The organism is Gorillibacterium timonense, assembly GCF_001457415.1.
GTDB lineage: Bacteria > Bacillota > Bacilli > Paenibacillales > NBRC-103111 > Gorillibacterium > Gorillibacterium timonense.
This window is the reverse complement of the sequence record NZ_LN881724.1, coordinates 1,432,900-1,445,114: the sequence shown is the minus strand read 5'-3', so window position 1 is coordinate 1,445,114 and position 12,215 is coordinate 1,432,900. Positions and strand designations below refer to the sequence as shown.

At 55.1% G+C, this 12,215-nt stretch carries 15 protein-coding genes; 4 read left to right on the top strand and 11 right to left on the bottom strand.

Annotated elements, in window-relative coordinates; translation table 11 throughout:
- Nucleotides 1-65: 65 nt before the first annotated feature.
- From spoIIIAG to BN2684_RS19095, 8 genes are all read right to left on the bottom strand, one after another.
- Nucleotides 66-704, bottom strand: a complete 639-nt coding sequence (gene spoIIIAG, locus BN2684_RS19130; RefSeq protein WP_058303714.1) for a stage III sporulation protein AG — start codon at nt 702-704, stop codon at nt 66-68.
- Nucleotides 705-713: 9 nt separating this feature from the next.
- Nucleotides 714-1,442, bottom strand: coding sequence for a stage III sporulation protein AF (gene spoIIIAF / locus BN2684_RS19125; protein WP_058303713.1), 729 nt, complete (start codon nt 1,440-1,442; stop codon nt 714-716).
- A gap of 15 nt (nt 1,443-1,457) precedes the next feature.
- A complete protein-coding gene (gene spoIIIAE / locus BN2684_RS19120) occupies nt 1,458-2,666 on the bottom strand; it encodes a stage III sporulation protein AE (protein WP_234340275.1) in 1,209 nt (402 codons plus the stop codon).
- A gap of 34 nt (nt 2,667-2,700) precedes the next feature.
- A complete protein-coding gene (gene spoIIIAD / locus BN2684_RS19115; protein WP_058303711.1) occupies nt 2,701-3,090 on the bottom strand; it encodes a stage III sporulation protein AD in 390 nt (129 codons plus the stop codon).
- A 9-nt stretch (nt 3,091-3,099) separates the two neighbouring features.
- The gene (spoIIIAC, locus tag BN2684_RS19110) at nt 3,100-3,303 is read right to left on the bottom strand and encodes a stage III sporulation protein AC (RefSeq protein ID WP_058303710.1); all 204 of its coding nucleotides are present in this window, start codon (nt 3,301-3,303) and stop codon (nt 3,100-3,102) included.
- Between the two features lie 16 nt (nt 3,304-3,319).
- Nucleotides 3,320-3,841: a stage III sporulation protein SpoIIIAB gene (gene spoIIIAB, locus BN2684_RS19105; protein ID WP_058303709.1), complete on the bottom strand. Its 522-nt coding sequence runs from the start codon at nt 3,839-3,841 to the stop codon at nt 3,320-3,322.
- Nucleotides 3,835-4,821 carry a stage III sporulation protein AA gene (spoIIIAA, locus tag BN2684_RS19100; protein WP_058303708.1) on the bottom strand — a complete coding sequence of 329 codons (987 nt, stop codon included), beginning with the start codon at nt 4,819-4,821 and terminating at the stop codon, nt 3,835-3,837. Before spoIIIAA ends, spoIIIAB begins: the two co-directional genes overlap by 7 nt.
- A gap of 62 nt (nt 4,822-4,883) precedes the next feature.
- On the bottom strand, nt 4,884-5,150 hold the full coding sequence (locus tag BN2684_RS19095; protein WP_058303707.1) for a YqhV family protein: 267 nt from the start codon (nt 5,148-5,150) through the stop codon (nt 4,884-4,886).
- Between the two features lie 167 nt (nt 5,151-5,317).
- Between BN2684_RS19095 and BN2684_RS19090 the strand changes: the two genes are divergently transcribed.
- The 3 genes from BN2684_RS19090 (at nt 5,318) to BN2684_RS19080 (ending at nt 7,482) form a co-directional block, all read left to right on the top strand.
- Nucleotides 5,318-6,130: a phosphosulfolactate synthase gene (locus BN2684_RS19090; protein WP_058303706.1), complete on the top strand. Its 813-nt coding sequence runs from the start codon at nt 5,318-5,320 to the stop codon at nt 6,128-6,130.
- 3 nt (nt 6,131-6,133) lie between these two features.
- Complete coding sequence (locus BN2684_RS19085; RefSeq protein WP_058303705.1) at nt 6,134-6,886, top strand: 2-phosphosulfolactate phosphatase; 753 nt, start codon at nt 6,134-6,136, stop codon at nt 6,884-6,886.
- Nucleotides 6,887-7,017: 131 nt separating this feature from the next.
- Nucleotides 7,018-7,482, top strand: coding sequence for a DUF441 domain-containing protein (locus BN2684_RS19080; protein WP_058303704.1), 465 nt, complete (start codon nt 7,018-7,020; stop codon nt 7,480-7,482).
- A 15-nt stretch (nt 7,483-7,497) separates the two neighbouring features.
- On the opposite strand, the gene pdxR is transcribed toward BN2684_RS19080, so the two are convergent.
- On the bottom strand, nt 7,498-8,904 hold the full coding sequence (gene pdxR / locus BN2684_RS19075; RefSeq protein ID WP_058303703.1) for a MocR-like pyridoxine biosynthesis transcription factor PdxR: 1,407 nt from the start codon (nt 8,902-8,904) through the stop codon (nt 7,498-7,500).
- 110 nt (nt 8,905-9,014) lie between these two features.
- On the opposite strand from pdxR, the gene BN2684_RS19070 reads away from it, so the two are divergent.
- Nucleotides 9,015-9,935, top strand: a complete 921-nt coding sequence (locus BN2684_RS19070) for a DMT family transporter (protein WP_058303702.1) — start codon at nt 9,015-9,017, stop codon at nt 9,933-9,935.
- 180 nt (nt 9,936-10,115) lie between these two features.
- On the opposite strand, the gene BN2684_RS19065 is transcribed toward BN2684_RS19070, so the two are convergent.
- Both BN2684_RS19065 and efp read right to left on the bottom strand, forming a co-directional pair.
- On the bottom strand, nt 10,116-11,372 hold the full coding sequence (locus BN2684_RS19065) for an aspartate kinase (RefSeq protein ID WP_058303701.1): 1,257 nt from the start codon (nt 11,370-11,372) through the stop codon (nt 10,116-10,118).
- A gap of 266 nt (nt 11,373-11,638) precedes the next feature.
- On the bottom strand, nt 11,639-12,196 hold the full coding sequence (gene efp, locus BN2684_RS19060) for an elongation factor P (RefSeq protein ID WP_058303700.1): 558 nt from the start codon (nt 12,194-12,196) through the stop codon (nt 11,639-11,641).
- Nucleotides 12,197-12,215 lie beyond the last annotated feature (19 nt).

The window sequence follows — 12,215 nt, the reverse complement described above, 5'->3', positions numbered from 1 at the left end:
GGATTCCTCCTTAGTATTGGGTTCCGCTGCGTGCGGATCGTACCTTATTCAAATCGTTCACGAGCTTATTGCTTTCGCGGAATGATGGAGACGCGGCTAACCGGAACGTCCAAGCCTCGTGAGACGGCTTCGAGGAGAAGCTTCTTGACGGTTACATTCTCCGCTCCAACCGCCACCACAACGACTCCGCGGATCTTTGGCTTGATGGTTTTGGTGATCAGCGGGGTTTGATTCCCGGAGACCTGATAGAGGACGACTTCGCCGCTGCTCGTGACGTCCGTGATGTGCCGGGTTGCTCCGGCCTGATCCTTTTCGTTCGTCGTCTGTTGGGTCTGCTTCATCGATTTCTCGACAACTGCCTCTTCGGTAGAATCGATGGTCACCATGACCTCCACTTCTCCGACACCGACGATGTTCTCCATGATGTCTTTGAGGCGGGTTTCATAGGCTTGTTCATAATCCTTGAAGGGTGATTGGCCCTTGCTTTCCGTCCCCCATGCGGGAGCTGTCGATTCGTTCGCTTCCGGCGGAGAAGCTCTGCCGGTCGCACCGGGGTCCACCTCCTTCACGCGGATCTGGCTCAAAACCATCAGCAGGGCTCCGACCAATCCGATCAAGATCAGGAAGCGAAGCAGCTTCGGCCGATTCTCTCCTTTGGCCCCTCCCCCCAGTAAATCTTCCAACCGCTTTCTCCAGTTGCTCACGCTCGATGTTCACCTCCGATTCGATCCTTCTTCCGCCTCAGGGCGGACAATTTCGATATTCTCCGGTTCTACCTGCCAGGTTGACGCAAGGTATTGTGTAACGGCATCTGGATTCTTTACGCGGTCTATTTCCTTCGAATCCTTCGTATCGACACTTGTCGAAGCGGTGATGGCTCTCTCGGCTGTCCCGCCAAGGACGATGGGAGCCATCGATGAGATCGGCTGGATCGGTTGGACATTTGACCAAGCGGGTAAGGTGCGCCCGGGCGCTTCCAAAACAACTTTCATCGAGGCCACATGAAGCGACCCGGCGGAGTCCAAGACCGTCAAGACTTTGACCTCCGAAGCTCTATCGCCGAAGCGACTTTCCACTTCCTCCTTCACGGATTCGGCCACCCGTTCCTCTACGAGCTTCATCGCGGCGGCATTGTCCTGCGCTTTCAGCCGCGCCGCCTCCTGTTGGATCGCTTCCAGAGAAGCGGAGGCCGCACTTTGCCCGAAGGCAGGCTGCACGAGGTTGAGTGTGCTCTGCTGCTGAATGGAACGAAGCAGTTGATCGGTGTTCCAATCCATCCGGAACAAGCGGAGAACCGGGGAGAGCAGGATCATCAGAAGGAACAGCCCGATCACGGTCTTCACATACCGCTGCATCGATTTGTTCGGGAGCAGCATATCGGCAAACGAAGCGATGAGAACGACCACGATGATTTCCTTGATCCAAGCGCTCAGCCAAGCCATTCGGTTCTCCTCCTTCTATCGCATCATGAGCGAGACGTTCCCTGCCGCGATCATGATCGTGATGGCGAGGAAGAACATCAGGCCGACCGCCGCCAGCGCCGCGAAGACATACATCATGTTTTTGCCGATGGTCTGCAGGCAGCCGATGATCGGACTGTCCCCGAGCGGCTGGATGATGGCGGCCGCGATCTGATAGATAAAAGCGAGAGCCATGATCTTCAAAGCCGGAAAGGCGCAGATCAGGATCACGATGAGCACTCCGGCGAGTCCGATCGTATTCTTGACCAGGAGAGAAGCCCCGATAACCGTATCCGATGCATCGGTGAACATTCGTCCGACAACCGGGATGAAGTTGCCGGCCACATATTTCGCTGCCCGGAGCGTCACGCCATCGGTGACGGCGCTCGTCGCTCCTTGAACGGACAGGACGCCGAGAAAGACGGTCACCGCAAGCCCGAGTATGCCGACTCCTACATTTCGGAGGAGCTTGGCGAGTTGGGTGACCTTGAACCGCTCGCTGATCGAGCTGACGATGCTGAGCAGCGTCGAGAAGAACAGAAGCGGAAACACGAAGACGTAGATCAGCGTACTGACCGCGTGAATCATAAAGATGATGAACGGATGCAAGACGGTGACCGACGCTACATTCCCCATGGAGCCGACCAACGAGAGAAGCAGCGGCACGAGGGCCATCATGAAGTTCACCATGCCCGCAATGGCCGCTTTGGCATACCCGATCCCCAAGTTGAAGCTGTTTACAGCAAGCACCATCAGCACCAGGTAACAGATGGAGTAAGCGATCTTGCTCACCGACTGCTTCTCGAAAGCGGTCTGGAGCGTCTCCAGAATCATGCTGAACACTGCGAGAGCGACGATGGTGGCGAGCAGTCGTCCGCCGACGATCACCTCGTGAAAGAAATAGTTCAAGAGACCGCTCAGCACACGCTTCAAGCTAAAGCCGTGGGATGCGATCAGTTCCTTGAACGTCGGCATCCGGCTATCCGGAAAATACCCTCCGTAATCGCGCATCAGTTGGTTCCAATAGGCTTCAACTCCATCGGTCGGCACATTCTGCCCTTGCTGTTGGTTCAACGTGTTAGGTGAACCAACAGCAAGTACTTGTTGCTGGACCGGATTGCCGGATGATTCGGCAGCGAGGGCCTGCCCGCCTGCGACGAGAAGGAAGAGCATCGCCATGAGCAAGAACGTTTTTTTGTAGCGCACTTCAGCACCCCTCCGGTGAATCGGCGTTGCTCCATCAAGCGGGAATCAAGCGGATCACCGTCTCGACGATGACCGTGATGATCGGGATCGCCATCACCATGATCAGGATTTTCCCGGCGAGCTCGATCTTCGATGCAATCGCCTCTTGTCCCGCATCTCGTACGATCTGACCGCCGAATTCGGCGATATAGGCGATGCCGATGATTTTGAGGATCGTCTTGAAGAAAACCGGCTTCACCTGGGATTTGGTGGCCAAATCCTCCAGCACTTGAATCACGGATGAGATTTTGCCGAGCAGGAACAGGAAGATCAGGATGCCCGTGAACATGGCCAGGAGGAAGGCGAACATCGGCTTCTGCTCTTTCACGATCAGAATGAGCACGGTGGCGATGATGGCGATGCCGACGAGCTGGACGATTTCCACGGTGTCCTCCTATTGGAACAAAAAGATGGTTTTGATTTCCTTGAAGAGAGTGCTCAGCATATTGACGACCATGAACAGCACCACCACGAAGCCGATCAGCGTCACCCAGCTGGCCATATCCTCCTTGCCCATCTGCTTCAGCACGGTATGAATCATCGCGATGATGATCCCGATGCCGGCTATTTGAAATATCGCATTGACATCGATATTCATAGGACACCCCAGTCTTTTAAAACATGATCACGACGACGAGCGCCGCCCCAAGCACTCCCAAGCTCTTCCACATCTTGCCGTACCGCTTCTCCTCGTCGGACGCATTGCTCTCCTCCACCGACAGATGGCTCACGGCGAGACGAAGATGCTTCAGTTGATCCCGGGTATCCGATATGCCGAGCGTTGCTCCAAGCTGCAGGAGCGCTTCCCGTTCCGGTTCCTTCATCGCGGTTCTCCGGAAGCCTACAAGAACTGCCTTCTCCCAGCTTTCGGCCGCCGTACGGCCGCTTCCCGACTCCGCCATCCGTTCGGCAGCGTCCAGGAAGATCGCGGCAAGGGGCGGAGATAGCGAGACGGCGCAAGCTCTTAACGCATCCGGCAAGGGAGTGGAGCCGTAGCCGATTTCCGTTTCCAGCCGCTGCAAAGCGAGAACCAGCTGGCGGATTTGCTTCGGCCTGCGGCTGAGGGTTTGCGACTGGTACAGCCCGAGAAGCAATCCCGCGACGAGCAGCAGGAGTGCTCCGAATGTCTTCAGCATGGCCTCGCCTCCCGTTCATCAGGCGCCCGGGCCTGCCTCAGTCTTTGTCCGGCCAGCTCGCGCACCTTGGTTTCAAAACGCTCCCCCTGGCGGGTTAACTGGACCAGCCGGGTAAAAATCCCTTCCTGCAGCAGCCGCTTGAGAGCCGGGCGGCTGCTTCCCTCTGCAAGGTCGCGTCCATGCGCCGTAGCGATGACCCGGATGCCCGCATTCATCGCTTCCCACACGGCCTCCGCATCCTCAGCAGTTCCGATCTCGTCCACCACGAGAATCTCCGGCGACATGGAGCGGATCATCATCATCATGCCTTCCGCCTTCGGACAGCCATCCAGCACATCGGTTCGCGGCCCGAGATCGAAGGTGGGAACCCCGCGTACGCAGGCGGCGATCTCCGAGCGCTCATCCACCACTCCGACCTTTCGCCCTCCCGGCAGCTCGCGAGTGCCTTCACTGAGAAGCCGGACGAGATCGCGAATGAGCGTGGTTTTGCCCTGCTGCGGCGGAGACAGGACGAGGGTGTGATGAATCGAACTCGAATCCGGGTCTATGAGGAGCGGCAGCACCTTCACCCCGCAACCCTTCACCTGCCGGGCATAGCGGATGTTGAAGGAAGTGACATCCTTCAACAGCTTGACTTTGCCACCTTCGAGGATCGCCCGGCCTGCTAGCCCGATGCGATGGCCTCCCGCGATGGTGATATAGCCGCGCCGAAGCTCTTCCTCATAGCTGTACAGAGAATGCCGGGTCAAGAGATCCAACAGACGGCTGCATTCCTCGCGGCCGGGCACATATGCGTTTTGAGGAGAAGCGAACAGCCTCCCGAGCGAATCGGGGAAAGCATGCTTTCCTCCATACAGAATTTCCAGAGGGCGCCCCTCGCGAATTCGGATTTCTTCCAGGCGCAGAGTGACCTCCGCAGGCAGCTTGGACATTACCGATTTGACTCCGGGCGGCAGCAGATCATTAATGGAATCAGTCATAAGGCGTCCCTCCTAGCCTGTCTGATCCAAATATATGCCCCGTCCGCAAAAATATAACTCTCTCATTTTTTTAAAATCCCAAAAAAGATAAAGCTCACCCCAAGCAGAATCCAGGCTAATTTGGAATAAGACAGCTTATCCGCAAGCCCAATCAACCCGATGCTCGTCGTTGCGAGCAGGATGAGAGGTCCGACAACGGCAAGCCCTGAATTGACCAGGAGCGCCCGGTCCACCCTCCCCAGCTTCAGCATCAAGAGGGCGGCCAAAATCTCAAGGGTGCCGGACAGAAACCGAAGGGACGCCATTCCCGTTACGAATTTGTTCAGCACGGGACACCTCCTTTTCCCTCCACTTTATGCGAATCGAAGCCGTTTTAGGATAAGCTTCGGGTTCCTCAGCTTGAATGGAATCGGGTCCGTCAGGAGCTCACCCCCGGCAAACGCCTGCATACGATAAGGAAGTGATAGAAGGATATAAGGAAGCGAGGAGATTCTACATGCCGGAAAAAAGCGGCGTGACCGCATTCTGGTCCGACACGATGACAGAGCCGACAGGCACAAGAAGCGGGAAACCACGCACGAGCGGATTGACGATGGTCATGGACAAGGGTCTCGGCATGCACGCATTTCGGGATCTGCTGGATACGGCCGGCGATCATCTGGATCGAATCAAGCTGGGGTTTGGCACGGCCGCGCTATACCCTCCCCAGATCTTGCGGGAAAAGATTCAGTTATGCCGGGACGCGGGTGTCTGTCTTCATCCGGGAGGGACCTTTTTGGAGGCGGCGATTCGGCTTGGAGAAGACGACTCTTATCTGGAAAAGACAGCGGCTTTAGGCTTCGAGGGAGTCGAGATTTCCGACGGGACGATTGCGCTGACCCCCGCTCGGCGTTCGGCTTTGGTTCGGCGGGCAGCCGAGCTCGGCCTTCGAGTCTTCACGGAATACGGCAAGAAGAGCGGGGGTTCGCGGATCGCGATGAACGAGCTGGTGGAGACCGTCCTATCGGACGTGGAAGACGGAGCGGAGACGGTGACGATTGAGGGGAGAGAATCAGGAGCCGGGGTTGGAATCTACGACGAAAGCGGACAGTGCAGAGATGAGGAGATTTTGGAGGTGACGAGCCGGGTTCCCTCATCCCTTCTGCTCTGGGAAGCTCCACATAAGGACCAGCAGGCCCATCTCCTCCTGCTGCTAGGGAACCGGGTGAATCTCGGGAACGTCGCACCAACGGATGCGCTTGCTCTTGAAGCGCTGCGTCGAGGGCTCCGCTCCGATACGATGGAACTAATTCCCAATCGGAGAAGGTAATCGATGAAGCTCGAGCTCATTCCCTCTCTTGGAGAAGCAGACGAATTCGCTTTTGACGGCAAGACGGTGATCGTCATCGACACCCTGCGCGCAACCAGTAATATCGTGACCGCGCTGACGTCGGGGGTCCGCGCCATCGTCCCGGCCGCGACCCGGGAAGAGGCTCAGACCCTTTGGCAGCCGGGGGACATGCGGGGAGGAGAGCGCGGGGCCATTCCGATTCCCGGCTTCGAGCTCGGCAACAGCCCGAGTGAGTACGAAAGGCCCGACCTCCTCGGCCGTCGCATCATCCTGACGACGACCAACGGAACGCGGGCGATTGCGGCTGCAGCTTCCGCCAAGCGGTTATTAGCCGCAAGCTTATTGAACGCACGCGCCAGCGCAGAAGCGATCGCTTCAGTCGGAGGTGATACGGTTATCCTATGCGCCGGTACGAGGAACTTATTTTGCGCAGAGGATGGGCTTGCTGCGGGAGCCGTTCTGGCGGAGCTTCTCGGGAAGATGCAGACGGGACCTCATGCTCTCCACGATTGCGACATGGATGATTACTGCCGCGTCATGCTTGGGTATTTTGCAGCTCATCGAGATAATCTCGCCGCTGAGCTCTACCGCAGCGATTCGGGGCGGCGGCTCACGAAGCTTGGCTTTTCGAAGGACGTGGCCTTCTGCGCCCAACTCAATCGCTATTGCACCGTGCCTTGTTTCGTCAACGGGGAGCTTGTGTCCCGGTCATCCGACCTCTCTCCTATCGATTAACGAGAACCTGCTGCTCTTGACGGGCCGTTCTAACCCCTGCTTGTCTCTCATAGGTATTGGAGAAAACTTGATCGCGGGTTCTCCCCTTTCGTCAAAGGTTAGGGATTCCCTATCGGAGAGTGGTCTTCCCTATGAACGGCAATGAGATGCTGCTCATTCTTATTCTCGTCGGCTTAGCCGGCCGGTCCAACATCATCACCACCGCCGCCTGTGTCCTGCTCGCCGTCAAGCTGCTCAGCCTGGAGCGTTTTCTTCCGACTATGGAGCGCAGAGGGCTTGAGCTCGGTTTGCTTTTTCTCACGATCGGTGTGCTGGTTCCCTTTGCAAACGGCAAGCTTACGTTTCGCGACGTCGGTTCGGTGCTCCTGACGCTTCCGGGCATCATGGCTCTCGCCGGAGGGGCGATCGCTGCGTATATGAATGGCAGGGGACTCGAAATGCTTCGTCTCGATCCTCAGATTGTCGTCGGGTTAGTGATCGGTTCCATCTTCGGCATCGTGTTTTTGAAAGGCATTCCGGTCGGCCCCTTGATGGCCGCAGGGTTGACGGCACTCCTCTTGAAAGCCTTCCATTTTCTATTCGGCCGATTCTTCTGAACCGCATTCCTCCTTCTAACCCTTTGACGGACCATAATGTTGGCTGATAAAGTGATAGAACCTTTCGACCTTGTTCTCGATCTCATCCATGTTCAAATGCCCATAACCAAGCATGATCTTATCCTGATGCTTTCCTTTCACCAGGCAATACGATTCGACGGGAATGGCACGAATACCCACGGATTGACTTTTCGCAAGGAATTCCTCATCGAAATGGAGCCCTGGCAGCTGCAGGACCAGATGCAGCCCGGATTGATCGCCATGAAAAATCGCCCCACTTCCAAAATACCGAGAAATGCTCTCCGACAGCACTCGCCGTTTATCTGCATACTGTTGACCTAGCTGCTGGAGGTAACGATCCAGTTTTCGCTTGTTCAAAAACTCCGCAAGTGCAGCCTGTTCCATGATCGGATTCTGCACGTCCGTATACAACCTACCATGAAGCCACGGAGCATGAAGCTCGGAGGGCAGGATGACAAAGCCCACTCGAAGCGCTGGAAACATGGTTTTGCTAAATGTGCCTGCATAGAGAACACGCTCGCTATCCATCGAATAAAGCGGGGAAATGGGAGCCCCTCCATACCGGAATTCACTGTCATAATCATCTTCGATGATATACATTCCCTGCTTGCGGGCAAGACGGATCAGCTCGGCCCTGCGTTCGGCAGGAAGAATACCCCCGAGCGGAAACTGGTGAGAAGGCGTCACGTAGACAGCGGAATACCTTCCTTCCCTCAGCAACTCCGTACGAAGGCCCTGATCATCCACGGGAACGCCCGCATAGGAAATTCCTCTGTGTTTCAAAATTTCGATGATGCCATGATGGCACGGGTCTTCGATTGCAAAAGGAAGGCCCTTTTTGACTAGCAAGGGTGCAAGAATCGTTATGGCATGCGTGGTCCCGGAAGTGATAAAGAGATTCCGAGGATCGGTAGAGATTCCGCGAGTTCGAAACAGCCATTGGCAGATTTCTTCCCTAAGAGGGCCATACCCCGCTGTTTCGCTATAACCGAAATGATCATCTTGCAGCTTATCGTAAGCGGTTAGAAGCATCTGCCGCCACAAATAATGAGGGAAGCTTCGAATATCGGGTTGTCCCGTTTGAAAATCAACCGAAAACGTCCTCGATTCCCGAGGCGTTTCTTCGGTATAAACTCGCACACTCGAAGCTTCCAAACACAAGCCTTCTTTGACTCGTACGCGGGAGCCTTGGCGGCTGGTCACAAAGCCCTCGGCAAGCAGCATGTCATAAGCTTCGTTAACCGTGCTCCGTGAGACAGACATATCCTTTGCAAGTGAGCGGCTGGAGGGCAAAGCTTCTCCAGCCTTTAATTTGTCTGCCAGAATCAAATTCTTGATCTGATAGAAAAGCTGCCGGGATAACGAAACTTCCCGCTGCTTCGATAGGACGATATCCCACATAGGCCCTCCAACTGGTATGAAACATCCGTGCTGAACTGGATATGGAAGCATTCCAGTTCGCTTGCTAGGATTGTAGCATACCGTTTTTTACCAGTAAAGGGGTGTCTATTTTGGAACGATCAAGGGGTCAGCTCTATTTGGTTTTATCCTTTTCACTTGCGGGAACCTCCGTCATTGCCGTTCGCTTCATTGCCGGAATCGGCGCCTTTACCATCACGGCTTGCAGTCTGTTGATTGCTCTCCTCGCATTCGCTCCCTTCTATCGGACAAAAATCATAGAATCCGTCCGCCAGATGAACCAACAGGATTGGATTCTGATGGTCCTGCAGGCCTTCTTCGGCATTTTCCTGTTTCGAGCCTTCTTATTGTTTGGCTTGCGGCATACCAGCACTGCAGAAGCCGGCATCCTGATCGGCAGTGAGCCGGTATTAACCTGCCTGTTCGTACGTTTTATCTTAAGGGAAAAAGCGGGCAAAAAAATGGCGGCAGGCATTCTATGCGCGGTTATCGGAATTATCCTGCTGCAAGGAATTCAGCTTATGGAGCTAAGCTTTTCGGGGTTGCTCGGAAATTTGCTGGTCTTATGCGCAGCCGCAAGCGGATCCTTCTTTACGATTCTGTCCCGGATTCACAGCGCGCATAAAACGCCTCGCAGCACCGTTAAGCTTGATCCCGTGGTTCAATCTCTGCTCGTGGCGGCCATTGCGTTTGCCTTATGCCTTCTTCCCGCGCTCTTTGAACATCCCTTCTCATCCATGCAGGAGCTTCATCTCCAAGGGTGGCTGTCGATCGGATGGTATGGTTTGGTTGTTACGATGCTGGCTTATATCTTATGGTATGCCGGAATCAAAAGGTGCAGCGCATATACCGCCGCCGCTTATTCCAGCCTTATGCCCCTGACGTCCATGCTGCTCTCTTATCTGCTATTGAGAGAAACGATTACGGGAGCTCAATGGGTGGGAGGATGTCTGGTGATCCTGGGAATCCTCGCGATAGCCGGGCTGAAACCGGGTGAAAAACAAGCCGGGTAACCATCGCCCATTCGTTTGCTTCTCGTTCATTATTCGCAATTTATTGCGCACGCAAAAACACCTCCGGGATGAATTCCTTATCTTTCGATAAAGTCGAATTCTCCTGAAGGTGTATTGTTTTTCTTTCGTGTGTGAGGGACTATCCCCGAATATGCATTCTGTAAGATCGGATTCGCAACACTACCGACGGTCGGACGGTCCGCCGACAAATACCGTCGAATCGGTATCCAGCCCGTAAGCGGTATGCAGCGCTTGAATGACATCATGCAGCCGTTCGCCGCTGATCACGCAGGATGTCTTGATCTCGGAGGTGCTGACCATGTTGATGGAAATGCCGAGTTCCGAGATCGTTTCAAACATTTTTGCGGCGACGCCTGGCGTACTGACCATGCCTGCTCCGACGATCGAGACCTTCACGAGGCCGGTCTCGGAGGTGACGCTGCGGAAGCCCACGACCGGACGGAGGTTTTCGATCACTTGCAGCGCTCTCTCCACATCCGTACCGGAGAGCGAAAAGGAAAACTCGGCCTGACTCTCCACAATGCCGCTCTGTACGATAATGTCCACGTCAATCTTCTCTTTGGCAAGCGCAGAAAAGACGGCGGCAAGCTGGCCGGTTCTCTCCGGCACTCCCAGAATGCTGATTCTGGCAATATTCTTGTCATAAGCGATACCGCTCACGACGATTCCCTGTTCCATGATCGCTTCCTCCTTCACCGTTGTTCCCTCGTTATGGGTAAAGCTCGATCGGACGACGAGGTTGACCTTGTTGTGCTTGGCGCATTCGACCGCTCTCGGATGCAAAACAGCCGCTCCAAGATTGGCAAGCTCCAGCATCTCATCGTAGGAAATCTCCTTCAGCTTGCGGGCTACCTTGACGATCCGGGGGTCGGTCGAGTACACGCCATCCACGTCGGTATAAATCTCGCACAAATCCGCTTGGATCGCAGCTGCGACGGCCACGGCGGTCGTATCCGAGCCTCCGCGTCCCAAGGTCGTGATCTCTCCGTCCTCGGTCAGCCCTTGGAAGCCGGCTACAACGACGATTTGATCTTCTTCGAGCGCCTTAAGGAGCCGATCCGGGCGAATCTCTTGAATCCTGGCTTTCCCATGGACCGCTTCTGTGCGGATTCCGGCCTGCCAGCCGGTAAACGACATCGCTTCTTCGCCGAGTTCCCGGATGGCCATCGCGAGAAGAGCCACCGACATCTGCTCCCCGGTAGTGAGCAGCATATCCATTTCTCTCGCCGGAGGCGTACTTCCAGCAATTTGACGGCTCAAATCAATCAGATCATCCGTGGTATCTCCCATTGCGGATACGACAACGACACAGCGGTTTCCCTCTCTCTTCCGCTCCACGATCCGAGTCGCTACCCGCTTCATCCGCTCGGCATCCCCAACCGAGCTTCCACCGAATTTCATCACGACCAAAGACAACCCGCCCACCTCTTTCGATAAACATGATCATAGACTTCCATAAAAATCCTTTATAGAAATGCCGCATTGCGGCGATAAAGTATGAGCTCGCATGGTAACCCGCTCATCTTAAGCAGGTGTAATTTGATGGAGTCCTTCTACTGTCATTCATTCTATTCAACAGAGCGAACCTTCGATCCTAGTATCCGAATGATCCGGCTTTACAGATACAGAAAGGCGGGCGGCCCTGACGGTCCGCCCGTTCTTCTCCGTACTGCCATCCCGTACTAAGCGCGGGAGATGTACTTGCCTTCCCGGGTATCGATCAGAAGCTCGTCGCCTTCATTGATGAAGAGCGGCACTTGAACGACCAGGCCGGTTTCAACCGTAGCGTTCTTGCTGGCACCGGTAGCGGTGTTGCCCTTCACGCTCGGATCGGCTTCGGTGACCTTCAGCACAACGCTGTTCGGAAGGTTGATTCCGAGGATTTCGCCTTGGTAGCTGATGATGTTGACACTCATGTTTTCCTTGAGGAATTTCAGTTCCCATTCCAATTGCTTGGAGGTGAGGACGAATTGATCATAGGATTCGGTGTCCATGAATGTATGCTCGGTTCCGGCCGAGTACAGGAATTGGGTCGCCCGGTTTTCCACATGGGCACGAGCTACGGTTTCACCGGCGCGGAACGTCTTTTCAACCACGTTGCCGTTGCGCAGGTTTTTCAGCTTCGAGCGGACGAATGCGGCTCCCTTGCCCGGTTTCACGTGTTGGAATTCGACGACCGAGAACAAATCTCCATCGTATTCAATAGTAAGGCCTGTTTTAAAATCGTTGACTGAAATCACTATTACAACCTCCTCAAAA

Excerpts from the sequence above, each read along its gene's own strand:
- spoIIIAF (WP_058303713.1), bottom strand. The coding sequence starts at position 1,442 with ATGGCTTGGCTGAGCGCTTGGATCAAGGAAATCATCGTGGTCGTTCTC.
- spoIIIAC (WP_058303710.1), bottom strand. The coding sequence starts at position 3,303 with ATGAATATCGATGTCAATGCGATATTTCAAATAGCCGGCATCGGGATC.
- spoIIIAB (WP_058303709.1), bottom strand. The coding sequence starts at position 3,841 with ATGCTGAAGACATTCGGAGCACTCCTGCTGCTCGTCGCGGGATTGCTT.
- spoIIIAA (WP_058303708.1), bottom strand. The coding sequence starts at position 4,821 with ATGACTGATTCCATTAATGATCTGCTGCCGCCCGGAGTCAAATCGGTA.
- BN2684_RS19090 (WP_058303706.1), top strand. The coding sequence starts at position 5,318 with ATGCCGGAAAAAAGCGGCGTGACCGCATTCTGGTCCGACACGATGACA.
- BN2684_RS19085 (WP_058303705.1), top strand. The coding sequence starts at position 6,134 with ATGAAGCTCGAGCTCATTCCCTCTCTTGGAGAAGCAGACGAATTCGCT.
- BN2684_RS19080 (WP_058303704.1), top strand. The coding sequence starts at position 7,018 with ATGAACGGCAATGAGATGCTGCTCATTCTTATTCTCGTCGGCTTAGCC.
- pdxR (WP_058303703.1), bottom strand. The coding sequence starts at position 8,904 with ATGTGGGATATCGTCCTATCGAAGCAGCGGGAAGTTTCGTTATCCCGG.